We start from the raw sequence: 23,334 nt of genomic DNA on the forward strand, positions 1-23,334 counted from the left end.
CCTATCGTCCCCGGCCGCCCTGCTTGGTCTGCACACCGGGTCCGGCCTCCTGGCCGGCCTGCCACTTGTCGTAGGCGTCCACGATGTCCCCGACCAGCCGGTGGCGCACCACGTCCTGGCTGGTCAGCACCGAGAAGTGGATGTCGGGCACGCCGGCCAGGATGTCCTGCACCACCCGCAGGCCGCTGCGCTGCCCGCCGGGCAGGTCGACCTGGGTGATGTCGCCGGTGACCACGATCTTGGAGCCGAAGCCGAGCCGGGTGAGGAACATCTTCATCTGCTCGGGCGTGGTGTTCTGCGCCTCGTCCAGGATGATGAAGGCCTCATTCAGGCTCCGACCACGCATGTATGCCAGGGGCGCCACCTCGATGGTGCCGGCCTGCATCAGCCGCGGGATCGACTCGGGCTCGACCATGTCGTGCAGCGCGTCGTAGAGCGGCCGCAGGTACGGGTCGATCTTGTCGAACAGGGTGCCCGGCAGGAAGCCCAGCCGCTCGCCGGCCTCGACCGCCGGCCGGGTCAGGATGATCCGGCTGACCTGCTTGGCCTGCAGCGCCTGCACGGCCTTGGCCATGGCCAGGTAGGTCTTGCCGGTGCCGGCGGGGCCGATGCCGAACACGATGGTGTTGGCGTCGATCGCGTCGACGTAGCGCTTCTGGTTGAGCGTCTTGGGGCGGATCACCCGGCCGCGCCGGGACAGGATGTCCAGGCTGAGCACCTCGGCCGGGGACTCGGCGTCGCCGCCCTCCAGCATGGCGATGGTGCGGCGGACCGCGTCCGGGCCGACCTGCTGTCCGCCGCGGGCCAGGGTGACCAGCTCGGCGAACACCCGCTCGGCGAAGGCCACGTCGGCCGGGCGGCCGGTCAGCGTCACCTCGTTGCCGCGGACGTGCACGTCGGCGTCCAGGAGTTCCTCGGCGGCCCGCAGGCTCTCGTCGCGGGAGCCCAGCAGGGCCAACACCGCCTCGTCGGGAACGGTGAACCGGGACTGGGCGTCCGTGTCGGCGAGGGAAGCCGGCGACGAACCGTTCTTGGGTGTTGACGGCACCTGGCCTCGGGCCTGCTTCCTGCGCGTGCGCGCGCTGTCGGTGAACTGCTGCTCTCACCCCGATGCTAGTCGGGGGCACCGACAGCGCGCATTCAAGTTGACCCGTCAGGGCCGGCCAAAGAGACCCAATTGTTCTCCGCCCAGCACGTGCAGGTGGGCGTGGAACACGGTGCGACCGGCGTCGTCGCCGGTGTTGAAGACGAACCGGTAGCCGCTGTCGGCGATGCCCTCGGCCTTGGCCACCTCGGCCCCGGTGGTGATCACCTCGGCCAGCAGCCGGGGGTCGGCGGCGGCCAGCGCGGCGGCGTCCTCGTGGTGCTGCTTGGGCACGACCAGCACGTGCACCCGGGCCTGCGGGTTGATGTCGCGGAACGCGAGGGTGCGCTCCCCGTCGTGGACGACGGTCGCCGGAATGTCGCCGGCGACGATCTTGCAGAACAGGCAGTCCGCGGTCATGCCGGCAGGGTAGACGCCGGGTTCAGCAGGTCGTCCAGATGCCGGTCGACCACGGCGAGGGCGGCCTCGACGGTGATCCGCTCGGCGGAGTACACGCAGGCCAGGGTCAGGCCGTCGATCAGGGCGCTGAGCCGCACGGCTTCCAGCTCGGGTTGGCGGTCCTCGGCCAGCTCGCCCTGCGCGGCGGCCCGCCACAGCAGGCCGCACAAGGCAGCGAGCAGCGCCTCCCGGTTGTCCCGCTCGGCGCGCCGCAGGCCCGGGTCGACCTGGGCTCGGGCCAGCAGGGCGAGCCACACCTCGACCTCGATGCTCTGCTCGTCGCCGGCCGGCAGCAGGGCATGGGCGATGCCGCGCAGGACGCCCCGGGTGCCGGTGTCCTCGATGGCGGCGATCCGGGTCTTGGCCTTGTCGGCGAGCAGCTCCATGGCGAAGACCAGCAGCGCGTCCTGGGTCGGGAAGTAGTGCCGCAACGACCCGGTGGACCAGCCGGACTCGGCGGCCACAGACCGCACCGACACCCGGTGCACCCCGTCCACGCTGATCACCCGCCAGACCGCTTCGGCGAGTTCGCGGCGACGGGCCTGGTGATCGACAGCCTTGGGCATGGCACCGTTTTAACACAACTGGTATAAATACGATCGTACTAACACGCTCGTATTGAAACGGGGGACGACGTGCTACTCACGCTCGTGATCGGCTCGGAGGTCGGCTTCTTCGTGCTGCTGCTGGCCGGCCTGGTCGTGCGCTACCTGGTGAAGATGCCGAGGACCGGCGCGGTGCTGCTGGCGCTGTCCCCGCTCGGCTACGTGGCCGTGCTCATCGCCGGGGCCATCGACCTGGCCCGCGGCGGCACCTCGGACATCGCGCACGTGTTCGGCGCGATCGTCATCGGCATCGTGGCCGTCTCCGGGCGACACCACCTGCACGCGATGGATGGCTGGGTGCGGCGCAAGCTGGCCAAGGAGCCCAAGCCGCGGCTGTACGGCGCGGAGTTCGCCCGCAAGCAGCGCACCGACTTCTACCGGCGGACCGGCGAATGGGCGGTGGTCGTCGTGCTGCTGGCCGGCGGCTACGCGCTCGCCGGGTTCGACGTGCTGCGCGGCGGCGCGCTGCTGGCCGGCATCGGGTTCTGGACCGTGGTGCTGGTCGTCGACTTCATCTGGTCGTTCAGCTACACGGTGTTCCCGCGCGCGGTGAAGACCGACAGCATCCGGGGCTGACCACAAAAAATGCCGCGCCGCAGCGGAGCCTGGGGGTCACTCCGCTACGGCGCGGCCGCCGCCGGACCGAGGGGGGAGGTGTCCGGCGGATAGCGCCAACGCCTTTTCGGGCGTCGGAAATTCTTGGTTGCCAAAGGGTAGACCCTGCTCACGGCTTCGCGCCATACCGGATTGACGCGGCGGCCATCTTGATCGCTCTGGTCAGCCCCAACGGGTAGACAACGCGCCGATCGCCCCCAGCGCGACCGCGGCCGCGGTAGAAGCGCGCAGCACGGACGGCCCGAGACGGACCGCGACCGCGCCGGCGTCGGTCAGCACGGCCAGTTCCTCGGCGCTGATGCCGCCCTCCGGACCCACCACGAGCAGCAGATCTCCGTCTGACGGAAGATCGGCGAGCCGCCCGGTGGCCGATTCGTGCAGCACCATCGCCTTCGCCGCCTTGCCGGCCAGCGCCGCCAGTTCGGCGGTGCTCACCGGCTCCGCGACCTCCGGAACCCAGGCCCGCCGGGACTGCTTGGCCGCCTCGCGAACGGTGTTCCGCCATTTGGCCAGGGCCTTTGCGCCGCGGGGACCTTCATCCCATCGGGCTACACACCGGGAGGCGCGCCAGGGCACGATCGCGTCCGCGCCGGCCTCCGTGGCCAGTTCCACCGCGAGCTCGCCCCGATCGCCCTTCACCAACGCCTGCGCCACGATCACCCGCGGCTGCGGCGGCGGCACGTGCGTGCGCTCCAGCACCGCGAGGCGGAGCGTGTCCCGCTCCACCGCCTCGATGCCGCAGCGCACCCGGCCGCCGCGGCCGTCGGCCAGCACCAGCTCCTCGCCGACGCGCAGCCGCCGCACCGAGGCCGCGTGATGGCCCTCCGGGCCGTCCAGCACGCCAGCGTCACCCGCCGGCAGGCTGTCGACCAGGAAGACCGGCAGCGTCGTCACCGGCGGTTGTTGCGCAGGCGGGAGAACAGGCCGCCGTGGCCGCGCCCGTTGGTCGAGGCCAGCTCCGGCTCCTCCTCGCCCCGCAGCGCCGCCAGCTCACGCAGCAGATCCGCCTGCTTCGGGTCCAGCTTCGTGGGCACCTCGACCTGGAGGTGCACGTACATGTCGCCGCGGCCGTCGACCCGGCCCGACGAGCGCAGCTTCGGCATGCCGCGGCCGGTCAGCACCAGCTCGGTGTTCGGCTGCGTGCCCGGCTCGATGCGCAGCTCCTCGGTGCCGTCCAGCGTCTTGAGCTGGAGCACCGCGCCCAGCGCCGCCGTCGTCACCGGGATGCGCAGCGTGCCGTGCAGGTTCGCGCCCTCCCGCTCGAACGTGTCGTGCTGCAGCTCGTCCACCTCGACGTACAGGTCGCCGGCGGGGCCGCCGCCCGGGCCGACCTCGCCCTGGCTGGCCAGCCGCACCCGCATGCCGTCGGCCACGCCGGCCGGGATCTGCACCGTGATCGTGCGGCGGGCCCGGATCCGGCCGTCGCCCGAGCACTGCTGGCACGGCTCCGGAATCACCTCGCCGTAGCCGCGGCACACCGGGCACGGGCGGGCCGTGACCACCTGGCCGAGGAACGAGCGCTGCACCGACTGGATCTCGCCGCGGCCGTGGCAGGTGTCACACTGCTGCGTCGTCGTGCCGGGGGCACAGCCGCCGCCCTGGCACTGGTCGCACAGCACCGCCGTGTCGACCGTGATCTCGCGGCTCACGCCCGTGAGGCACTCGTCCAGCGTCAGCTCCATGCGCAGCAGGGCGTCCGAGCCCGGCTGCACACGGCTGCGCGGCCCGCGGCCACCGCCGCCACCCGTCGCCGCGCCGAAGAAGGCGTCCATGATGTCGCCGAGACCGAAGCCCGCGCCGCCGAACGGGTCGCGCATGCCGGCCCCGCCGCCACCCGAACCGCTGCCCAGCGGGTCGCCGCCGAGGTCCACGATCTTGCGCTTCTGCGGGTCGGACAGCACCTCGTAGGCGGCCGTGACCTCACGGAAGCGCGCCTGCGCCTGCTCGTCCGGGTTGACGTCCGGGTGCAGCTCCCTGGCGAGCTTGCGGTAGGCGCGTTTGAGCTCCTCGGGGGTCGCGTCCTGGCTGACCCCCAGCGTGCCGTAATAGTCCCTGGCCACCTGTTTTCCAGTCCTCCTGCCGGATCACCCCTGGACCCGGCCCGTTGCCTGTCCCGGGCTAGCGCCCGGTCAGGATGTCGCCCACGTAGTTGGCCACCGCGTGCACGGCGGCCATGGCGCCCGGATAGTCCATCCTCGTCGGCCCGACAACGCCCATCCCCCCGAGCAGGGTTCCCCCGCCGCCGTAGCCGATCGACACCACCGAGGTGCTGCGCAGGTCCTCGGCCTCGTTCTCGTTGCCGATGCGCACCGTCACCGTGCCCGGGTCGCGCACCGCCGCCAGCAGACGCAGCACCACCACCTGCTCCTCCAGCGCCTCCAGCACCTGGCGCAGCGAGCCCGGGAAGTCCGCCACGTTACGCGTCAGGTTCGCCGTGCCGCCCAGCAGCAGACGCTCCTCCGGGTGTTCCACCAGGGTCTCCACCAGCACCGTCGACACCCGCAGCATCGCGTTGCGCAGCTCCGCCGGCACCTGGGTGGGCAGCTCCGCCACCCGCGCCGAGGCGTCGGTCAGGCGCTGCCCGTTCATCGCCGAGTTCAGCAGACCCCGGATCTGGGCCGTGCCCTCGTCGTCGATCGTGTCGCCCAATTCCACCATGCGCTGGTCGACGCGGCCCGCGTCGGTGATCAGCACCAGCATCAGCCGGGCCGGTGTGAGCTGCACGACCTCCAGGTGCCGGACCGTGGAGCGGGTCAGCGTCGGGTACTGGATCACCGCCACCTGCCGGGTCAGCTGCGCCAGCATCCGGACGCTGCGCCGCAGCACGTCGTCCAGGTCGATCGCGCCCTCGAGGAAGCTCTGGATCGCCCGCCGCTCCGCCGCCGACAGCGGCTTCACCTCGCTGATCCGGTCCACGAACAGCCGGTACCCCTTGTCCGTGGGCACCCGCCCCGCGCTCGTGTGCGGCTGGGTGATGAAGCCGTCCTCCTCGAGCACCGCCATGTCGTTGCGCACCGTCGCGCTCGACACCCCCAGGTTGTGCCGCTCCACCAGCGCCTTGGACCCCACCGGCTCCTGGTTGGAGACGTAGTCCGCGACGATCGCGCGCAACACCTCGAAGCGGCGCTCATCAGCGTTCACGCGGCGTCACCTCCGGGCCGGTCGACAACGGTGCTCACGACAAGTTTACGGAGCGGGGCGGACTCAAGGGTCACCTGTTGCCGACTTCGCAGCTCAGCCGTAGCACGGGGCGCGCGGTCCAGGCCTGAACGGCAAGCTCTGGCGCGGCTGTCCGAGTTGTCGATCTGAGGGCTCACCTCATGGGATATGAGGGTTCGTTCTGCACGAAATCGACATTCGGTGTGCCGCTGAGCGTGACACGCGGAGGTCAGGAGGGGCGGCAGAGGACGGGGTTGGCCAGTTCGGCGCAGGGACGGTCGCCGTGGGCGCGGATGACATCGCGGCCGACCTGGTTGGTGAGGTAGCGCAGGAAGCTGGCCCCGAGGGAGTCGGCCTTGGGCTCGCCGTAGGTGTAGGCGTACTCGGTCTGCCAGAACGGGTAGGCGCCGTGGTCGGCGGCCTGCAGGGCAGTGTCGACGGTGGTGGGCTGGCCGGCGATCTTGACGAGGTTGAGGTCGGCGCGGCTGTTGGCGGCGCCGAGTTCGGCGTAGCCGATGGCGCCTGAGGTCTGGGCGACGGCGTCGAGCAGACTGTCGGTGTCGCCGCGGCGGCAGCGGATGGCGTCGGAGGCCGGGGTGCCGAGCTTGGGGTGCACGCAGTCGTCGGAGTTCTCGCCGGGCTCGCTGACGCCGAGAACGTGGTATTCCAGGGTGGAGCGGGTGCCGGAGGAACTCTCCCGGTCCACGATGCGCACGGGCAGGTCGCTCCCGCCGACGTCCTTCCAGTTGGTGACGCGCCCGGCGAAGATGTCCTTGACCTGGGCCAGGGTGAGGTCCTGCACGCCGGCGCCCTTGTTGGCCACGAGTGTGAACAGCAGGAAGGCGATGGGCCGCGGCAGCAGGGCGGGCAGTTCGTCGCCGAGGACCTGACCCTTGTCGCCGTCGGAGAAGGCGACCGTGTCGGTATTCTTGGTCCGGTTGAGCACGTTGAGACCGTCCTGGCTGCCCTGCGTCTGGAATGCGAACGAGCTGTCGGGGCAGGACTTCTGGTAGGAGGCGGCGGCCTCGCGCAGCACGGGTGCGAACGCGGTGGATCCGACGATGGTGACGTTTCCGCTGGCGCAGTCGATCGGGGCGGCGTTTCCCCGGAGCAGGTTGAGTGCGAACGGCTCGAGAAGAATGACCGCCACCAGCGCGGAGACCGTCGGGATGATCCACGGGGGCAGCCCGGTCCGGCTCTTGGTCTCGCGAATCTTCCCGTCACGGACACCGCCGGCGATGGTGCCGATCACCTCGGGGTCCTCGGGTTTGTGCGGCGCGCCCTCCGCCCGCTCCAAAACTACGAGCACCTTGTAGTGCCCGCGTCGGTTCAGCTTCACCTTGGGCAGGTCCACGACGCCGAAGGTGTGGTCGCCCTCGGTGGTGTTCCGTCGGTCGAACCCGGGCGGCGCGTCCCCGTCGAAGTACGACATCAGGCTCTCGTCGCTGGGTTCCGTCGCGACGATTCCGGCGACCTTGCGCCCGCGGAAGCGGAGCCGCACGCCGACGTCGCCCGCCTCGGGAAACGCGTAGTCCTTCTCCTCGAGATGGACCCGGCCGAGGTTCTCGATGCGGATCAGCGCGAACGACAGGTCCACCAGCCGCGTGCCGTCCCTGTGCTCCAGCCGCTGCCACGCCCCCGCGTACTCCGCGCCGACACCGGTGGGCGTGGTGTCCATCTGCACGCGGTAGCCGAGCCGCTTCTGCCTGATGACTCCGAATTCCCCGAGAAACGCGCCAATCGGCACGAGAATGCCAAGAATCGCCAGCACCGTCGCCAGGTCCACCACGACTCCACCTCCGCAGCGCAGGGAGCTGAATGATCAAGGTAAGGAGGGGTGGCGCCGCTCACACAAACAACGCGCAGTTGTTCGACCCGTGTTCACCGCGATGTCACGACAGGAGACGGCGAACCACCGCGTCGGCCAGGAGCCGGCCGCGGGGCGTCAGAACACAGCGTCCCGCCGACAACGCGGCCGGTTCCAGCAAGCCGTCGGCGGCACATTGCGCAGTGGCGGCGAGACCGTCGGCATCCAGGGCGTCCACGGAGAGACCGGCGGCAAGGCGGATCTCCAACAGAACCCGTTCCACCCGGCGGTCCTCGTCCGACAGGGTCTCCCGCCCGGTGGCGGGCGAGCGGCCGGCGGCCAGTTCCGCGGCGTATTTGGCCGGATGCTTGACGTTCCACCAGCGGACGCCGCCGACGTGGCTGTGGGCACCGGGGCCGGCGCCCCACCAGTCGCCGCCCTGCCAGTAGATGATGTTGTGGCGGCACTGGGCTGCCGGCGAAGAGGCCCAGTTGGAGACCTCGTACCAGTGCAGCCCGGCGGATTCCAGCGAGGTGTCGAGCATCTCGTAGTACGAGGCGAGCACGTCGTCGTCGGGGGCGGGCAACTCGCCACGGTTGACCCGCCGCGCCAGGGCGGTGCCGTCCTCGACGATCAACGCGTAGGCGGAGACGTGGTCGACGCCGGCCGACAACACGGCGTCCAGTGACGACTGGAGATCGGACGGCCGCTCCCCCGGCGTGCCGTAGATGAGGTCCAGGTTCACGTGCTCGAAGCCGGCGGCGAAGGCCTCACGCGCGGCGGCCACGGGGCGGCCGGCGGTGTGCTTGCGATCCAGCACGGCCAACACATGGGGTGCGGCGGACTGCATGCCCAGGGACACCCGGGTGTAACCAGCGTCACGGATGCCGGCGAAGAACTCGACGGACGTGGACTCCGGGTTGGACTCGGTGGTCACTTCGGCGTCGGGGGCCAGGCCGAACGAGGACCGCACGGCGTCGAGCACGGAGGCGAGACCGTCGGCGCCGAGCAGCGATGGGGTGCCGCCGCCGACGAACACGGTGTTGGCCACGGGGGCGTTCCCCAGCACCGACGCCGCCAGGTCGAGTTCCCGGCGCAGACCGTCCAGCCAACTCTGGGGAGAGGCGGAGGACCCCAGTTCCCCGGGCGTGTATGTGTTGAAATCGCAGTAGCCGCAGCGCACAGCGCAGAACGGAACATGTACGTACATTCCGAATGGACGGCTACCGAGACCGCGCAATGCGGTCGAGGGCAGCGAACCGTCGGCGGGGGCGGGATCGGCTACGGGCAGAGCTGAGGGCACACCCCCAGTCTCCCCGACGACGCTGGGCGATCGGCGCGTCACCCGAAGTCATATGTCGGGAACCGCTGCATAGCACTTCACCAGGGGGTTCGTGAACAGCGTCCCACCATCCGGTTGGCGGTGGACCACCTCATGGACGCGTGGCACGCTAGGAAACATGTCTGCGCTGGAACTTCGCCTCGTGGTTCGCCGCCACGTCGACTTCCAGCGTGTCTCCAGCGCGATGTGCGGGCTTGCCGACAGGTAGCCCGTAGCCGTTCGCACGATCCTCGCCGGCGCGGGTCACGCCGGCGAAGCGTCCCCCACCACATCCGGGACCTCGTTCAGCGTGCCCCACGCCCTGAACCCCGGAGGACGCCAGCATGGTCCCCCCAGCAGCACCCCCGAAGCGCGGTCACGCCCGCCGGGGCGAGGGGCAGTGGGCCCTTGGCTACCGCGAGCCGCTCAACCCGAACGAGCGCAGCAAGAAGGACGACAACCCGCTCAACGTCCGGGCCCGCATCGAGAACATCTACGCGCACGGCGGCTTCGACTCCATCGACCCAGCCGACCTGCGGGGCCGGTTCCGCTGGTACGGCCTGTACACGCAGCGCAAGCCCGGCATCGACGGCGGCCGCACCGCCGTGCTGGAGCCGGAGGAGCTGGACGACCGCTACTTCATGATGCGGGTGCGCATCGACGGCGGCGCGCTGACCACCGAGCAGCTGCGGGTGATCGGCGAGATCGGCGAACTGTACGCGCGGGACACCGCGGACATCACGGACCGGCAGAACATCCAGTACCACTGGATCCGCATCGAGGACGTGCCCACCATCTGGCAGAAGCTGGAGGCGGTGGGCCTGTCCACCACGGAGGCGTGCGGCGACTGCCCGCGCGTGGTGCTGGGCTCCCCGGTCGCGGGCATCTCCAGCGAGGAGATCATCGACGGCACCTGGGCCATCGAGGAGATCAACCGCCGCTACATCGGCGACCCGCAGTACTCGAACCTGCCCCGCAAGTTCAAGACGGCCATCTCGGGCCTGCAGGACGTGGCCCACGAGATCCACGACATCGCGTTCGTCGGCGTCGAGCACCCCGAGCACGGGCCGGGCTTCGACCTGTGGGTGGGCGGCGGCCTGTCCACCAACCCGATGCTGGGCAAGCGCCTCGGCGCCTGGGTGCCGCTGGCCGAGGTGCCGGACGTGTGGGAGGGCGTGGTCAGCGTCTTCCGCGACTACGGCTACCGCCGGCTGCGCCACCGCGCCCGCATCAAGTTCCTGGTGGCGGACTGGGGTCCGGAGCGGTTCCGCGAGGTGCTGGAGACCGAGTACCTGAAGCGGACGCTGATCGACGGCCCCGCGCCGGAAGCGCCGGCCGTGCCCTATGACCACGTCGGCGTGCACGAGCAGAAGGACGGCAAGCGCTACGTGGGCGCTGCGCCGATCGTCGGTCGGGTGTCCGGCGCCACGCTGGTGGAGCTGGCCAAGGCCGCCGAGCGCGCCGGCTCGGGCCGGGTCCGCCTCACGCCGCAGCAGAAGCTGGTGGTGCTGGACGTCCCCGCCACCGAGGTGGAGTCGCTGAGCGCGGACCTGGACAAACTGGGCCTGCAGGTCACCCCATCGCCGTGGCGGCGGTCCACGATGGCCTGCACCGGCATCGAGTTCTGCAAGCTGGCCATCGTCGAGACCAAGCGCCGCGCGGCCGACCTGATCACCGCGCTGGAGGACCGGCTGGCCGACCTGAACGCGCAACTGGAAGTGCCGGTGACCGTGCACATCAACGGCTGCCCCAACTCCTGCGCCCGGATCCAGACCGCGGACATCGGCCTGAAGGGTCAGATCGTCACCGACGCGGACGGCAACCAGGGCGAGGGCTTCCAGGTGCACCTGGGCGGCGGCCTCGGCCTGGACTCCGGTTTCGGTCGCAAGCTGCGTGGCCACAAGGTGACCGCCGCCGAGCTGAACGACTACGTGGAGCGGGTGGTGCGCCGCTTCGTCGAGCAGCGCACCGAGGGCGAGCGGTTCGCGCAGTGGGCCGCTCGCGCGGAGGAGGGGGATCTCCGGTGAGCGAACGAGCTGTGCCCATGTACTGCCCGTACTGCGGGGACGAGGACCTGCGTCCCGAGGAGGAGCCGCACGCGGCGTGGCGCTGCGCGGCGTGCTGTCGGGTGTTCACCGTGAAGTTCGTCGGACTGGTGGTGACCAAGTGAGCGCGGATCTCAAGGAGTTCGCCGAGAAGGCGTCGGCCGAACTGGCCGAGGCGACCGCGGCCGAGGCCCTGGCCTGGACGGCGGCGAACTTCGGCGAGTCGTGGATCGTGGCGTCCAACATGCAGGACGCGGTGCTGATCGACCTGGCCGCACAGGTGAAGCCGGACGTGGACGTGCTGTTCCTGGAGACCGGCTACCACTTCCCGGAGACCATCGGCACCCGCGACGCGGTGGCCACCGTCTACCCGAAGCTGACCATCGTCAACGCCCAGGCCGAGCAGTCGGTGGCCGACCAGGAGGCGGAGTTCGGGCTGCTCAACCAGACCGCCCCGGACCGCTGCTGCTTCCTGCGCAAGGTGGTGCCGCTGCGCCAGACGCTCTCGAAGTACGACGCCTGGGTCACCGGCGTGCGGCGGGTGGACGCGCCGACCCGGGCCAACACCCCGATCGTGCAGTGGGACGAGCGCAACGGGCTGGTCAAGGTCAATCCGATCGCGCCGTGGAGCGACGACGAGTTCAACGCCTACATCGCCGATCACGGCATTCTGGAGAACCCGTTGGTGAGCGAGGGATATCTGTCCATCGGCTGCGCGCCGTGCACGGCCAGGCCGGCGCCGGGCGCGGACCCGCGCAGCGGCCGCTGGGCCGGCCAGTCCAAGACGGAGTGTGGTCTGCATGGCTGAAACCCTGGCCATCGCCGACAACTTGGACGCCCTGGAGTCCGAGGCGATCCACATCTTCCGCGAGGTGGCCGGCGAGTTCGACCGGCCGGTGATCCTGTTCTCCGGCGGCAAGGACTCCACGCTGTTGCTGCACCTGGCGATCAAGGCGTTCCGGCCGGCGCCGGTGCCGTTCGCGCTGCTGCACGTGGACACCGGCCACAACTTCCCGGAGGTCATCGAGTTCCGGGACAAGGTGGTGGCCGAGCACGGGCTGCGGCTGGAGGTGGCGGCCGTGCAGGACTGGATCGACGACGGCCGGCTGACCGAGCGCCCGGACGGCACCCGCAACCCGCTGCAGACCGTGCCGCTGCTGGACTCCATCACCGCGCACAAGTTCGACGCGGTGTTCGGCGGCGGCCGCCGGGACGAGGAGCGGGCCCGGGCCAAGGAGCGCATCTTCAGCCTGCGCAACGCCTTCGGCCAGTGGGAGCCGCGCCGGCAGCGCCCGGAGCTGTGGAACCTGTACAACGGCCGGCACCGCCCGGGCGAGCACGTGCGGGTGTTCCCGCTGTCCAACTGGACCGAGCTGGACGTCTGGCACTATATCGAGCGCGAGGACATCGAGCTCCCGGCCATCTACTACGCCCACCAGCGCGAGGTGTACCTGCGCGACGGCATGTGGCTGGCCGAGGGCCCGTGGGGCGGGCCCCGCGACGGGGAAACCCTGCTGAGCAAGACGGTTCGCTACCGCACCGTGGGCGACGGCTCCTGCACGGGGGCCGTGGAGTCCACCGCCGCCACCATCGCCGACGTCATCGCGGAGGTCGCCGCCTCGCGGCTGACCGAGCGCGGCGCCACCCGCGCCGACGACCGCATGTCCGAGGCCGCCATGGAGGATCGCAAGCGGGAGGGCTACTTCTGATGTCGCAGCTGTTGAGGTTGGCCACCGCGGGCAGCGTGGACGACGGCAAGTCCACGCTGGTCGGCCGGCTGCTCTACGACACCAAGTCGGTGCTGGCCGACACCCTGGACGCGGTGCACCGGGCCTCGGCCGACCGCGGACTGTCCACTCCGGACCTGTCGCTGCTGGTGGACGGCCTGCGCTCGGAGCGGGAGCAGGGCATCACCATCGACGTGGCCTACCGCTACTTCGCCACGCCCAGGCGGTCCTTCGTGCTGGCCGACACCCCGGGGCACGTGCAGTACACCCGCAACACCGTGACCGGCGCGTCCACCGCGCAGCTGGGCGTGCTGCTGGTGGACGCCCGCAACGGCGTGGTCGAGCAGACCCGCCGGCACGCGGCGGTGTTGGCGCTGCTGGGGGTGCCGCAGCTGGTGCTGGCGGTGAACAAGATCGACCTGGTCGGCTACGACGAGCAGACCTACAACCGCATCGCCAAGGAGTTCAGCGCGCACGCCACGGAGCTGGGCTTCCCGGAGTCCAATGTGGTGACCATCCCGGTGTCGGCGCTGGTCGGCGACAACGTGGTGGACCGCAGCGACAAGACGCCGTGGTACGAGGGCCCAACTCTGTTGGAGCACCTGGAGACCGTGCCGGTGCACGCCGACGCCGAGGACGCGCCGTTCCGCTTCCCGGTGCAGTACGTGATCCGCCCGCGCACCGCGGAGTTCCCGGACTACCGCGGTTACGCCGGTCAGATCGCCGCCGGCCAGATCAGCGTGGGCGACGAGGTGGTCGTGCTGCCCTCGGGCATCTCCAGCACGGTCACCGGCATCGACACGCCGCACGGCCCCAAGCAGACCGCCGAGTCCGGCGAGTCCGTGACGTTGTTGCTGGACAACGATGTCGACATCACCCGTGGCGACCTGATCGCCGCCGCGGCGGCCCCGCCGCGGCTGTCCGACGAGTTCGACGCGACGCTGTGCTGGCTGGGCGACAAGCCGCTGCGGCCCGGCGCGCGGGTTCTTGTCAAGCACGGGGCCCGCACTGTCCAGGCCTTGGTCACGGAGTTGCGGTCCCGGTTCGACGAGCAGACCCTGTCCAGTGTGGACGGGCCGGAATCATTGTCACTGAATGATATCGGTCGCGTTGTGGTGCGTAGCGCGGAGCAGCTGCCGATCGATGACTATGCGGACAGCCGTCGCACCGGGGCGTTCCTGGTGATCGACCCCGCCGACGGCAGCACGCTGGCCGGCGGTCTCGTCGGCGCGCCACTGTCGCAGCTGGACCAGCCCGAAATCTCCGAGGCCGAGCCGGCCGCCCAGGACCTCGTCTCCCCCGGCCCCTGAAAGGGACTGAACCCGTGCCGCGTAGAACTTTTTGGGTTAGAGCCCTGATCGCCACCGGAATCTCCGCGTTAGCGTTGTCGGCCTGCTCTCGGGCCGGCGGCAGCGACACCCAGGCCCCCGCCGCCGCCGACCAGGGGGCGGCCACCGAGATCCACCTCGGCTACTTCCCCAACGTCACCCACGCGGCCGCGCTGGTGGGTCTGGAGAAGGGCTTCTTCGCCAAGGAACTGGGCGCCACCAAGCTGTCCACCCAGCAGTACAACGCCGGCCCGGATGAGGTCGGCGCGCTGCTGGGCGGCTCGCTGGACGCCGCGTTCATCGGCTCCGGCCCGGCCATCAACGCCTTCGCCAAGTCCGAGGGACAGGGCGTGCGGCTGATCGCCGGGGCGACCTCCGGCGGCGCGCAGTTGGTGGTGCGCAACGGAATCACCTCGGCGGCCGACCTCAAGGGCAAGACGGTGGCCACCCCGCAGCTGGCCAACACCCAGGACATCGCGCTCAAGAAGTGGTTGTCCGACAACAAGCTCACCGTCGGTACCGGCGCAGGCGACGTCAAGGTGACCAACGCCGACAACGCCACCACGCTCGACCTGTTCAAGAAGGGCGACATCGACGCGGCCTGGGCGCCGGCGCCGTGGTCGTCCCGGCTGGTCATCGAGGGCGGCGCCAAGGTGCTGGTGGACGAGCGCTCGCTGTGGCCGGACGGCAAGTTCCCGACCACCGTGCTGGTGGTGCGCACCCAGTTCCTGCAGCAACACCCGCAGACCGTGCAGGCGCTGCTCAAGGGCGAGCTGGACGCGGTGGACTGGGCGGCGGCCAACAAGGCCGACGCCGAGACCGCGGTCAACGACCAGCTCAAGAAGCTGACCGGCAAGGCGTTGGCGCAGAACGTGATCGACGACTCGTGGGGCCAGATCCTGCTCACCACCGACCCGCTGGCCTCGCGGTTCCCGGAGCTGGCCAAGGACCAGGTGACGGCGGGCGTGGTCAAGACCGCGCCGGCGGTGAAAGGCTTCGCCGACTTCACGCTGCTGAACAAGGTGTTACAGGCCGCGGGCAAGCCGGCGGTGGACGCGGCCGGGCTCGACCAGAAGTGACCGACTGACCAAGCCAGGGGACGGAATAAGGCAGGCGAGGACATGACCGCGACGCTGGAGACCTCCGCCATGACCACTGCCGTGCGACTCACCGGCGTGCACAAGAGCTTCGGCGCCGGCCGCTCGGCCGTGTCGGCGCTGGAGGGGGTGGACCTGTCGGTCGCGCCGGGCGAGTTCGTGTGCCTGCTCGGCGCGTCCGGCTGCGGCAAGACGACGCTGCTCAACCTGGTGGCCGGCCTGGAGCGACCGACCGCCGGCGACATCACGCTGAGCACCTCGCGGCCGGCGGTGATGTTCCAGGAGGCCGCGCTGATGCCGTGGCTGACCGCGTCCCGCAACGTGGAGCTGGCGCTGCGCTTCGGCGGCATGCGGCGGGCCGAGCGCCGGGGGCGGGCCGCCGAGCTGCTGGAGCTGGTGCGGCTGGCCGGTCTCGGCGACAAGCGGCCACACGAGCTGTCCGGCGGCATGCGGCAGCGGGTCGCGCTGGCCCGCGCGCTGGCCTCGGCCGTGCAGGGCTCGCGCGACGGGTCGCCGGCGCTGCTGCTGATGGACGAGCCGTTCTCCGCGCTGGACGCGATCACCCGGGACGTGCTGCAGGGCGAGTTGCTGCGGGTGTGGCGGGCCACCAACACGGCGGTGCTGTTCGTGACCCACGACGTGCGCGAGGCGGTTCGGCTGGGGCAGCGCGTGGTGCTGCTGTCCTCGCGGCCCGGCCGCGTGGTGCGCGAGTGGTCGGTGGACGGGCTGGAGCCGGCCGACGAGGCCGTCGCCGTGGACGAGATCAACACAAGCCTGCGCGAGGTGATCAGCAGCCATGCCGCAGCCTGACCTCGTCGACGAGTCGGTCGCGGCGGTCGAGGCGGGCCTCGACGCGCTGGACACGCCGGCGCAGCGGCGCACGCGGTCGTGGCGGCGGGTGGTGGCCGTGGCGGCCCCGCCCGTCATCGCCGTCGTGCTGCTGCTCGTGGTGTGGCAGGCGCTGTGGGCCGCCGCGTTCTGGCCCGAGTACCAACTGCCCGCGCCGGCCGCGGTGTGGGCGGTGATCACCGAGAACGTGCAGAACGGCCAGGCGTTCGAGGTGCTGTGGAACTCCGTGCACCGCGCCGTGCTCGGCTTCGCCGCCGGCGTGCTGATCGGCACGCCGCTCGGTCTGGTCGTGGCCAAGGTCCGGGTGATCCGGGCGGCGATCGGACCGCTGCTGTCCGGTCTGCAGAGCCTGCCGTCGGTGGCCTGGGTGCCGGCCGCCGTGCTGTGGTTCGGCGTCACGCCGTCGACGGTGTACTTCGTGGTGCTGATGGGCTCGGTGCCGTCGATCGCCAACGGCCTGGTCGCCGGCATCGACCAGATCCCGCCGATCCTGCCGCGGGTCGGCACCGTGCTGGGCGCGTCCCGGCTGGCCTCGGCCCGGCACATCCTGCTGCCGGCCGCGCTGCCGGGCTACCTGGCCGGGCTCAAGCAGGGCTGGGCCTTCTCCTGGCGGTCGCTGATGGCCGCCGAGATCATCGCCGTGTCGCCGCAGCTGGGCAAGGGGCTGGGCGCGTTCCTGGAGGCCGGCCGCGACCTGAGCGACATGCCGACCGTGATCGCCGCCATCTTCCTGATCCTGTTGGTGGGCATCGGCATCGAGCTGCTGGTGTTCCGTCCGCTGGAGCGCTCGGTGCTGCGGGCGCGTGGACTGAGCGGAGCCTTCTGACCGATGACGCCTCTCATCGCTGTCGCTCATGGCAGCAGGGATCCCCGGTCGGCCGCGACCGTGCACGAGTTGCTGGACGTCCTGCGGGCGCTGCGGCCCGGGCTGGACGTGCGGGCGGCGTTCCTCGACCTGTCCGCGCCACGGCTGACCGACGTGTTGTCGGCCGTGGCGTGGGACGGGCACCGCGAGGCGGTCGTGGTGCCGCTGCTGCTCGGAAGTGCTTACCACGCCAAGGTTGACGTGCCGGCAGCCGCGCGACACCCGCGGCTGTCCATTCGCATCGCCGACGTGCTCGGGCCGAATCCGCGACTGGAGTCGGCGGCACTGCGTCGATTGGCCGCTGCCGGGGTACGCCATGACGACCCGGAGGTCGGCATCGTTCTGGCCGCAGCGGGTTCCTCCCACGCGCCGGCGAATGCGTTGGTGCACAAGGTCGCGCGGCGCTGGGCCCGCGAATCCGGCTGGGCCGGCGTGACAGCGGCCTTCGCCGCCGCGGCGGATCCCGGTGTGCCGGCGGCGATCGAGCGGCTGCGGGCGGCCGGGGCCAAGCACATCGCGCTCGGATCGTGGTTCCTGGCCCCGGGTCTACTCCCCGACCGGGTCATCGCGCAGGCCCGGTCGGCCGCACCGGAGGTGACGATCGCTCAGCCGCTGGGCGCGGACATCGACGTCGCGGAACTGGTGCTGCACCGCTATTCGGCGGCAACACTGGACGCGGTCGGCGTACAGTCGGCCTGACCGTTGTTCCCGACCACCAACCTGTGGCGCGTGGCTTGCCTTCTGTGACAACGGTTTTCGCTGTGAATGGTTAACCCTTGTCGGCGTGTTACTCGCGGGTAACGCTGTGAGCGCGAACACTTTTCACAGTATCCCCTGCAACCACAGCGAGGTGGCTTTCGTGATCAAGACAAGCTCGCGTCTGCTGGCCGGTGCGGCCCTGGCGATCGTGCCGCTGCTGGGGCTGGCCGGTGTGGCCTCGGCCGACACCCAGTCCGTGAACTACTCCTGCCAGGGCAAGGCGGCCGGGCAGACCAGCACCCTGAGCCTGCAGCAGAACGTCGACTCCACCGCGCCCGCGACAGTGGCTCCCGGCGGCGCGCTGACCATCACGCTCGCCCCCGGCGTCAACACCGTGCCGACCTCGGCCGGCTCCTTCACCGTCAACTCCGTCAAGAACCTGACGCTGGCCGTGCCGGTCCCGACCAACGCGACGGTGACCTCGTTCAGCCTGTCCGGCGGCTCCGGCATCGGCAGCGCCTCGGTGGCCCAGGTGGGCAACAACATCGTCACCTCGGTGACCGGCCCGATCAACGGCGGCGCGCAGTTCCAGCTGCCGGCGCTGACGATCAACCTGACCGCCGGGTCCTCCGGCACCATCACCACCACGCTGGCCGGCACCAGCTTCGACGACGCCGGTCTGAAGTTCACCACCACGGTCTCGGTGTTCGGCTTCCCGATCGACGCCCCGACCAGCTGCTTCCCCAGCCCGGCCCCGACGCTGACCAGCACCACCATCGGCAGCTGACGGAGACCGCAAAAAAGCGTGTGCCCGGCCATCGTGCGGAGGCCGGGCACACGCTTCTGTTTGTCGGTCAGGAGAAGTACCCGAACAGGTCCACCACCACGTCGACGTTGCCGATGTGGTTGAACACGTTGATCGCGCCGCCGTTGACCGGCACCACCACCGCGTTCGGGATCGTCAGTCCCGGCGTGAAGTTCAGGTTCGACGAGGACGGCAGCGGCACGCTGGAGCCGTAGACGGTCAAGAAGCTGTTGTCCGTCGGGTTCGTCGCCGTCACGTTCAGCGCGAGCGCGCCCGCGTTGCCCAGCGGGCCGTTGTTGCCGACCACGCCGTTCACGTTCTGGATCGCCACCTGCGCCACCCCGCCCGTGCCGAGCGGCGTGCCGTTGTTGTTGATCAGACCGCTGCCGGTCCGGCTGTCGGCCAGCCGGGCCGGGGCCGTGGCGTGGAAGCTCAGGCCGGTGCCGTCGCTCGTGTAGTACCCGAACACGTCGGCCACCACATCAACCGAGCCCGAGTGGTTGAAGACCGACACCGTGCCGTCACTGCCGACCGGGACCGTCACCAGGTTGGCGATGGTCTGGCCCGGACCGAAGTTCAGGTTGGATGAAGCCGGCACCGGCGAGCCGCCCGGGTAGACCGAGATGAAGCTGTTGTCGGTCGGGTTGGTCGCCGTGACGTTCAGAATCACCGCCGTGACACCCGTGGTCGGGATGTTCTGGGTGCCGGTGACCTGGAGCAGCCGGGTCCCGTGGTCGCCCAGCGACGGGCCGGTGTTGCGGGTGTCCAGCAGCCGGGCCGGGCCCGCCTGCTTGTAGCCGCTCGAACCGTCCGCCGAGTAGTAGCCGAACACGTCCGCCACCACGTCGGCGTTGCCCACGTTGTTGTAGAAGTCGACCTTCCCGTTGGCCGGCAGCTGCACGGTGACCAGGTTCGGCACCGTCACCCCCGGCGTGTAGTTCAGGTTCGACGAGATCGGCCGCGGCTGCCCGTCCGGGAACACCGACAGGAAGCTGTTGCCCGTGGTGTTGGTCGCCGTCACGTTCAGCACCACCGCGGTGGCGCCGCTCGCCGGCACCCCGCCCTGACCCGCCACCTGCAACGGAAGCGAGCTGCCGCCGTGCAGTGTCTGGCCGGTGTTGCGGGTGTCCAGCAGTCGAGCCGGCGACACCGGCGTGTACTTGGCCCCAGCCGTGACCGGCGCCGCGTTGCACACCGCCTCCACGACCTGCGGGGCGTGCGGCGTGCCCAGGCCCGTGGTCAGGTCGTAACCGCTGGCGGCGCTGTACAGGCCGGAGTTGTTGCCCGAGTCGGACACGTAGTTGTTGCCCGACGTGACGTCGAAGAACGTGCTCGACGGGGCGGCGTACAGCGCCGGGTTGGCGAAGCCCACCGGGCCGGTCGCCGCACACGGGTGGCTGCTGTCGGCCAGCGCGAACAGGGCCGCCCACAACGGCGCGGAGCCGCTGGTGCCGCCGATGACGCCCCAGTCGCGGACCTTCGCGGTGCCCTGCATCTCCCAGCCGGCGGCGATCAGGTAACCCGTGCCCGGGTCGGCGATGGCCGCGACGTCCGGAACCTGCCGGCAGGTCGCGCCGGCCGGCGCGTTGCAGACGTTCTGATAACCGGGGCCGACCTTGCCTGCCTGGTAGTTCGCCGAGCCGGACAGGTAGTTGACGGTCGACACGCCACCGCCGGTCGCGATGCCGACGTGGGGGTGCTTCGGGTCGGTGCTGGCGGGCGTGTTCCACACCGACTCGCTGGTGTTCGGGCCGTACTTGCTGGTGCCGCCGACCGCCGTGACGTACGGCTGGTTCGCCGGGTCGCTCACATTGAGCAGGCTCGAGTTGGGCGAGCCCGACCGGAAGTAGCAGCCGGTCGAACCCTGGTCGCCCGAGGAGGCCACGACCGTCTGCCCCTGGGCCGCGGCCTGGGCGAAGATGTTCTTCTCGGCGGTCATGTAGCTGGTCGTGAGGTCCGCCTCGCACAGGCCCCAGCTGGTCGAGATCACCTGAGCGGTGTCGTCGGTGACCATCCGCTGGTAGGTCTGCAGCACGTCGTTGTCGCTGGCGACGTTCGCGTCCGGACCCTGGTACACGTTGACCGTGGCGCCGGGGGCGATGCCGTTGACGTACTCGATGTCCAGCGCCGACTCCACGCCGACGCCCTGGTTGGCGTTGCCCGGCGTCTGCGGGCCACCGGCCACCGGGATCTTGTTGACGTTGGCGTGCGCGTTCATGCATCTCTGGAACTCGACGATGTCGTCCCAGTCGAAGTCCTCGAGCTCGAACACGCCGACCGTCACGCCGTTGCCGTTGTCGCCGTACTGCGAGAACAGCTGGGTGGTGTTGTACGCGTACGACTGAGCCAGAGAGTAGGGCTCCCAGTACTCGTAGGTGTCGCGCAATGGGACTTTCTGGGCCGCGGCGATGTCTCTGATCTCGGCACAGACGCCGGGCGTGCCCAGATTCGGCCGGACCGCGGAGTTGGCACTGCTCGTAGCAGCGAACTGCTTCGTCGGCGCCGTGTAGTTCGGCGTCGGCTTCACCAGGTTGTTCAGGCCCAGCACGCCCGTCACCGACGGGACCACCGAGGCCGGCAGCTTGGGCGCCGAGGTGTTGGCGTAGGTGACACGGCCGTCCGGCATCTTGTAGCCGGCGATGTCCACGCCCAGCGCCGACTTGGCCTGCGCCACCGTGGCCGTCACCGGGATGCTCAGGCCGTCCGGCGTCGCCGCGCCCGGCGTCAGGCCCGCGTCGCGCAGGGCCTTGGTCACCGAGTCGATGGTCTGCTTCGTCGCGCCGAAGACCCCGCCGAACTGCCCCTTGCCGAGGTAGTGCTTGTACTGCGGGGACTTCGGGTCCGAGACCTGCTGCACGAAGGCGTCCAGCCCGGCCTGGTCGCGCGGCGCCAGGGCCACCGACAGGCTGAGCTTCGCGTCCGATGCGGGCGCCGCCGCCGCGACCGCACCCTGCGGAATGACCGGCGCCTTGCCGACCGCCTGCGGGACCAGGCCCGCCTGAGTGGTCTGCGCCGCCGCCATGGGCGTCGCGATGACCGAGAGACTGACTGCCGCTACCGTCGCCGCTCTCAACCGGCGACGCCACGTCGAACCGGCAGAGGATCTACCGGCGTCCGTGTCTGACATGCATTCCTCCCTGGAACACGTGCTTACGTGAACCCCGACCAAGGAGAAGATGTGGAGCGGCCAGCCGCCGTCGCAACGGCGGTTCACCCTCCGTGACTCCCCCTTGCCGGCGAGACACTACCAGCGGGTGACCCCGGGCGGGACCGAAAACTTTGTGTAGGTCAGCACTCTTGCCTCAGCTGGTCAGAGCGGCTGCGCATAGAGTGCGGCCATGGCTGACGAGCTGGTGCACTACGAGGTGCGACGGGGCATCGCGACGATCACGCTGGACTCGCCGCACAACCGGAACGCGCTGTCCGCGCAGTTGCGGCGGGAGCTGCGGGACCACCTGACGGCGGCGGTGGCCGACGACGGGGTGCGGGTGGTGGTGCTGGCGCACACCGGCCCGGTGTTCTGTGCGGGTATGGACCTGAAGGAAGCCGGCGGGGCGAACACGGAGCAGCAGGGGGTCAACGAGTTCCCGGCGATCCTGGAGCAGCTGTGGACCAGCCCCAAGCCGGTGGTGGCGAAGCTGGCCGGCCCGGCGCGGGCGGGCGGTGTGGGCATCGTCGCGGCCTGTGACATCGCGGTGGCGGTGGAGACGGCCACGTTCGCGTTCTCGGAGGTCCGCATCGGCGTGGTGCCGGCGGTGATCTCGGTGACGGTGCTGCCGCGACTGCTGCCGCGAGCGGCGCACGAGCTGTTCCTGACCGGCGAGACGTTCGACGCGGACCGGGCGGTGCGGATCGGCCTGATCAACGCCTCGGCGCCGGCGGACGGCCTGGACGCCGAGGTGGACCGCTACACGGCCATGCTGGCCCAGGGCGCGCCGAACGCGCTGGCGGCGACCAAGGAGATGCTGCGCGAGCCCCGGACCGGCGACATGGGCCAGGACTTCACCGACATGCTGGAGCTGTCGGCCAAGCACTTCGCCGGTGAGGAGGGCCAGGAGGGCATCGCGGCGTTCGTGCAGAAGCGCAAGCCCAGCTGGGTTCCTCAGGAGAGCTGACCCTCAGGACAGTTGATAGGAGAAGTCCTCGTTCTCCGAGGCCGACTGGTCGAGGACGGCGACGATCCGCTCGTACGCGGTCGGGTCGTCGCCCCGCAGCACCTCGGGGTGCCGCCACACCAGGACGTGCTCGCCGGCCGGCAGCCAGGACAGGTCGGTGAGGCAGTCCCGCAGCGCGTCCAGGTTGCGGCCGAAATAGTCGGGAAAGGACAGCGCCGCCGCGATGGCGTCCAGCGCGGAGCCCTTGTCGTGCAGGGCGGAGCCGTCGAGCACGTGCCGCATACCGCTCATTTCGTCGGGTCCACCACCACGAACGAGTCGTAGTGGTCGTCGGTGTAGTACAGCTCACGTTGGGAGCCGGTGATCAGCCGCCGGGTGGCCCGGTTCTTCGCCCCCGGCGTGTCCACGGTGTACTCGTGGTAGTAGCCGTCCTTGTTGCGCGGCAGCACGTTCCCGTTGTTGTGGAACACCACGCCGTCGTTCTTGGGGTACGGGAACGGGCCGCCCTGTTGGATCAGTTTCCAGGTGTCGGAGGTCTCCTTGGGCAGCGAGGACAACGCCTTGACCGGCAGGCCGGACGCCGCCCCCGGCACGGAACCGCTCACGGATCCCTTGCCTGAGATCGACGTCGCGGAAGCGGAGGTGGTCGGGGCCGGCGAGCCCGAGGACAGGTCCCTGATCAGCCAACCGGCCAGCACCAGCACGATCAGGCCGACCAGGGCGAAGGTGATGCGTCGGCGCGAGGTCACGCCGC

General features: G+C 70.5%; 24 protein-coding genes. 13 read left to right on the top strand and 11 right to left on the bottom strand.

The features are described 5' to 3' along the window. Position 1 precedes the first annotated feature (1 nt). The 3 genes from JJ691_RS28745 to JJ691_RS28755 form a co-directional block, all read right to left on the bottom strand. Positions 2–1,048 (bottom strand): PhoH family protein, encoded by a 1,047-nt coding sequence (locus tag JJ691_RS28745; RefSeq protein WP_211762736.1) that lies wholly within the window; start codon positions 1,046–1,048, stop codon positions 2–4. A gap of 105 nt (positions 1,049–1,153) precedes the next feature. Next, positions 1,154–1,504, bottom strand: coding sequence for a histidine triad nucleotide-binding protein (locus JJ691_RS28750; protein ID WP_211762737.1), 351 nt, complete (start codon positions 1,502–1,504; stop codon positions 1,154–1,156). Beyond that, on the bottom strand, positions 1,501–2,109 hold the full coding sequence (locus tag JJ691_RS28755; protein WP_211762738.1) for a TetR/AcrR family transcriptional regulator: 609 nt from the start codon (positions 2,107–2,109) through the stop codon (positions 1,501–1,503). The genes JJ691_RS28750 and JJ691_RS28755 overlap by 4 nt, the downstream gene beginning before the upstream one ends. A 69-nt stretch (positions 2,110–2,178) precedes the next feature. Between JJ691_RS28755 and JJ691_RS28760 the strand changes: the two genes are divergently transcribed. Beyond that, positions 2,179–2,724, top strand: coding sequence for a hypothetical protein (locus JJ691_RS28760; protein WP_211762739.1), 546 nt, complete (start codon positions 2,179–2,181; stop codon positions 2,722–2,724). A 201-nt stretch (positions 2,725–2,925) separates the two neighbouring features. Here the strand turns inward: JJ691_RS28760 and JJ691_RS28765 are convergent, their stop codons facing one another. The 5 genes from JJ691_RS28765 to hemW form a co-directional block, all read right to left on the bottom strand. Then, on the bottom strand, positions 2,926–3,657 hold the full coding sequence (locus JJ691_RS28765; RefSeq protein ID WP_211762740.1) for a 16S rRNA (uracil(1498)-N(3))-methyltransferase: 732 nt from the start codon (positions 3,655–3,657) through the stop codon (positions 2,926–2,928). Continuing rightward, positions 3,654–4,823: a molecular chaperone DnaJ gene (gene dnaJ / locus JJ691_RS28770; protein WP_211762741.1), complete on the bottom strand. Its 1,170-nt coding sequence runs from the start codon at positions 4,821–4,823 to the stop codon at positions 3,654–3,656. Before dnaJ ends, JJ691_RS28765 begins: the two co-directional genes overlap by 4 nt. Before the next feature lie 58 nt (positions 4,824–4,881). Continuing rightward, complete coding sequence (gene hrcA, locus JJ691_RS28775; RefSeq protein WP_211762742.1) at positions 4,882–5,904, bottom strand: heat-inducible transcriptional repressor HrcA; 1,023 nt, start codon at positions 5,902–5,904, stop codon at positions 4,882–4,884. A 247-nt stretch (positions 5,905–6,151) separates the two neighbouring features. After that, complete coding sequence (locus tag JJ691_RS28780; protein WP_211762743.1) at positions 6,152–7,711, bottom strand: PstS family phosphate ABC transporter substrate-binding protein; 1,560 nt, start codon at positions 7,709–7,711, stop codon at positions 6,152–6,154. Between the two features lie 103 nt (positions 7,712–7,814). Continuing rightward, positions 7,815–8,939, bottom strand: a complete 1,125-nt coding sequence (hemW, locus tag JJ691_RS28785; protein ID WP_249227077.1) for a radical SAM family heme chaperone HemW — start codon at positions 8,937–8,939, stop codon at positions 7,815–7,817. Between the two features lie 250 nt (positions 8,940–9,189). Between hemW and JJ691_RS53430 the strand changes: the two genes are divergently transcribed. The 11 genes from JJ691_RS53430 to JJ691_RS28835 all read left to right on the top strand — a co-directional run bounded on the left by JJ691_RS53430 (position 9,190) and on the right by JJ691_RS28835 (position 18,447). Further along, positions 9,190–9,279: a putative leader peptide gene (locus JJ691_RS53430; RefSeq protein WP_442912462.1), complete on the top strand. Its 90-nt coding sequence runs from the start codon at positions 9,190–9,192 to the stop codon at positions 9,277–9,279. Between the two features lie 115 nt (positions 9,280–9,394). Beyond that, the gene (locus tag JJ691_RS28790) at positions 9,395–11,077 is read left to right on the top strand and encodes a nitrite/sulfite reductase (RefSeq protein WP_211762745.1); all 1,683 of its coding nucleotides are present in this window, start codon (positions 9,395–9,397) and stop codon (positions 11,075–11,077) included. Beyond that, positions 11,074–11,220 (top strand): Insertion element protein, encoded by a 147-nt coding sequence (locus JJ691_RS28795; protein ID WP_211762746.1) that lies wholly within the window; start codon positions 11,074–11,076, stop codon positions 11,218–11,220. The genes JJ691_RS28790 and JJ691_RS28795 overlap by 4 nt, the downstream gene beginning before the upstream one ends. Then, positions 11,217–11,903 carry a phosphoadenylyl-sulfate reductase gene (locus tag JJ691_RS28800; RefSeq protein ID WP_211762747.1) on the top strand — a complete coding sequence of 229 codons (687 nt, stop codon included), beginning with the start codon at positions 11,217–11,219 and terminating at the stop codon, positions 11,901–11,903. Before JJ691_RS28795 ends, JJ691_RS28800 begins: the two co-directional genes overlap by 4 nt. Next, positions 11,896–12,804 (top strand): sulfate adenylyltransferase subunit CysD, encoded by a 909-nt coding sequence (gene cysD / locus JJ691_RS28805; RefSeq protein WP_211762748.1) that lies wholly within the window; start codon positions 11,896–11,898, stop codon positions 12,802–12,804. The genes JJ691_RS28800 and cysD overlap by 8 nt, the downstream gene beginning before the upstream one ends. Then, complete coding sequence (locus JJ691_RS28810) at positions 12,804–14,132, top strand: sulfate adenylyltransferase subunit 1 (protein ID WP_211762749.1); 1,329 nt, start codon at positions 12,804–12,806, stop codon at positions 14,130–14,132. The genes cysD and JJ691_RS28810 overlap by 1 nt, the downstream gene beginning before the upstream one ends. 74 nt (positions 14,133–14,206) lie before the next feature. Beyond that, complete coding sequence (locus JJ691_RS28815; RefSeq protein WP_249227078.1) at positions 14,207–15,229, top strand: ABC transporter substrate-binding protein; 1,023 nt, start codon at positions 14,207–14,209, stop codon at positions 15,227–15,229. 42 nt (positions 15,230–15,271) lie between these two features. Next, positions 15,272–16,057, top strand: coding sequence for an ABC transporter ATP-binding protein (locus tag JJ691_RS28820; RefSeq protein ID WP_211762750.1), 786 nt, complete (start codon positions 15,272–15,274; stop codon positions 16,055–16,057). Next, complete coding sequence (locus tag JJ691_RS28825; RefSeq protein WP_211762751.1) at positions 16,044–16,922, top strand: ABC transporter permease; 879 nt, start codon at positions 16,044–16,046, stop codon at positions 16,920–16,922. The genes JJ691_RS28820 and JJ691_RS28825 overlap by 14 nt, the downstream gene beginning before the upstream one ends. Before the next feature lie 3 nt (positions 16,923–16,925). Further along, entirely contained in the window at positions 16,926–17,660 is a 735-nt protein-coding gene (locus JJ691_RS28830; RefSeq protein WP_211762752.1) for a sirohydrochlorin chelatase, read from the top strand. A gap of 160 nt (positions 17,661–17,820) precedes the next feature. Further along, the gene (locus JJ691_RS28835) at positions 17,821–18,447 is read left to right on the top strand and encodes a cyclase (protein WP_211762753.1); all 627 of its coding nucleotides are present in this window, start codon (positions 17,821–17,823) and stop codon (positions 18,445–18,447) included. A gap of 67 nt (positions 18,448–18,514) precedes the next feature. Here JJ691_RS28835 and JJ691_RS28840 read toward each other — a convergent pair whose 3' ends face one another. Beyond that, a complete protein-coding gene (locus JJ691_RS28840; RefSeq protein ID WP_211762754.1) occupies positions 18,515–21,487 on the bottom strand; it encodes a S53 family peptidase in 2,973 nt (990 codons plus the stop codon). 316 nt (positions 21,488–21,803) lie between these two features. Here JJ691_RS28840 and JJ691_RS28845 point away from each other — a divergent pair, with 316 nt between their 5' ends. Then, positions 21,804–22,580, top strand: coding sequence for an enoyl-CoA hydratase family protein (locus tag JJ691_RS28845; protein WP_211762755.1), 777 nt, complete (start codon positions 21,804–21,806; stop codon positions 22,578–22,580). Positions 22,581–22,583: 3 nt separating this feature from the next. Here the strand turns inward: JJ691_RS28845 and JJ691_RS28850 are convergent, their stop codons facing one another. Then, positions 22,584–22,871: a barstar family protein gene (locus JJ691_RS28850; RefSeq protein WP_211762756.1), complete on the bottom strand. Its 288-nt coding sequence runs from the start codon at positions 22,869–22,871 to the stop codon at positions 22,584–22,586. Beyond that, the gene (locus tag JJ691_RS28855) at positions 22,868–23,329 is read right to left on the bottom strand and encodes a ribonuclease domain-containing protein (protein ID WP_211762757.1); all 462 of its coding nucleotides are present in this window, start codon (positions 23,327–23,329) and stop codon (positions 22,868–22,870) included. The genes JJ691_RS28850 and JJ691_RS28855 overlap by 4 nt, the downstream gene beginning before the upstream one ends. Positions 23,330–23,334 lie beyond the last annotated feature (5 nt).

Source organism: Kutzneria sp. CA-103260 (genome assembly GCF_018263855.1).
Lineage (GTDB): Bacteria > Actinomycetota > Actinomycetes > Mycobacteriales > Pseudonocardiaceae > Kutzneria.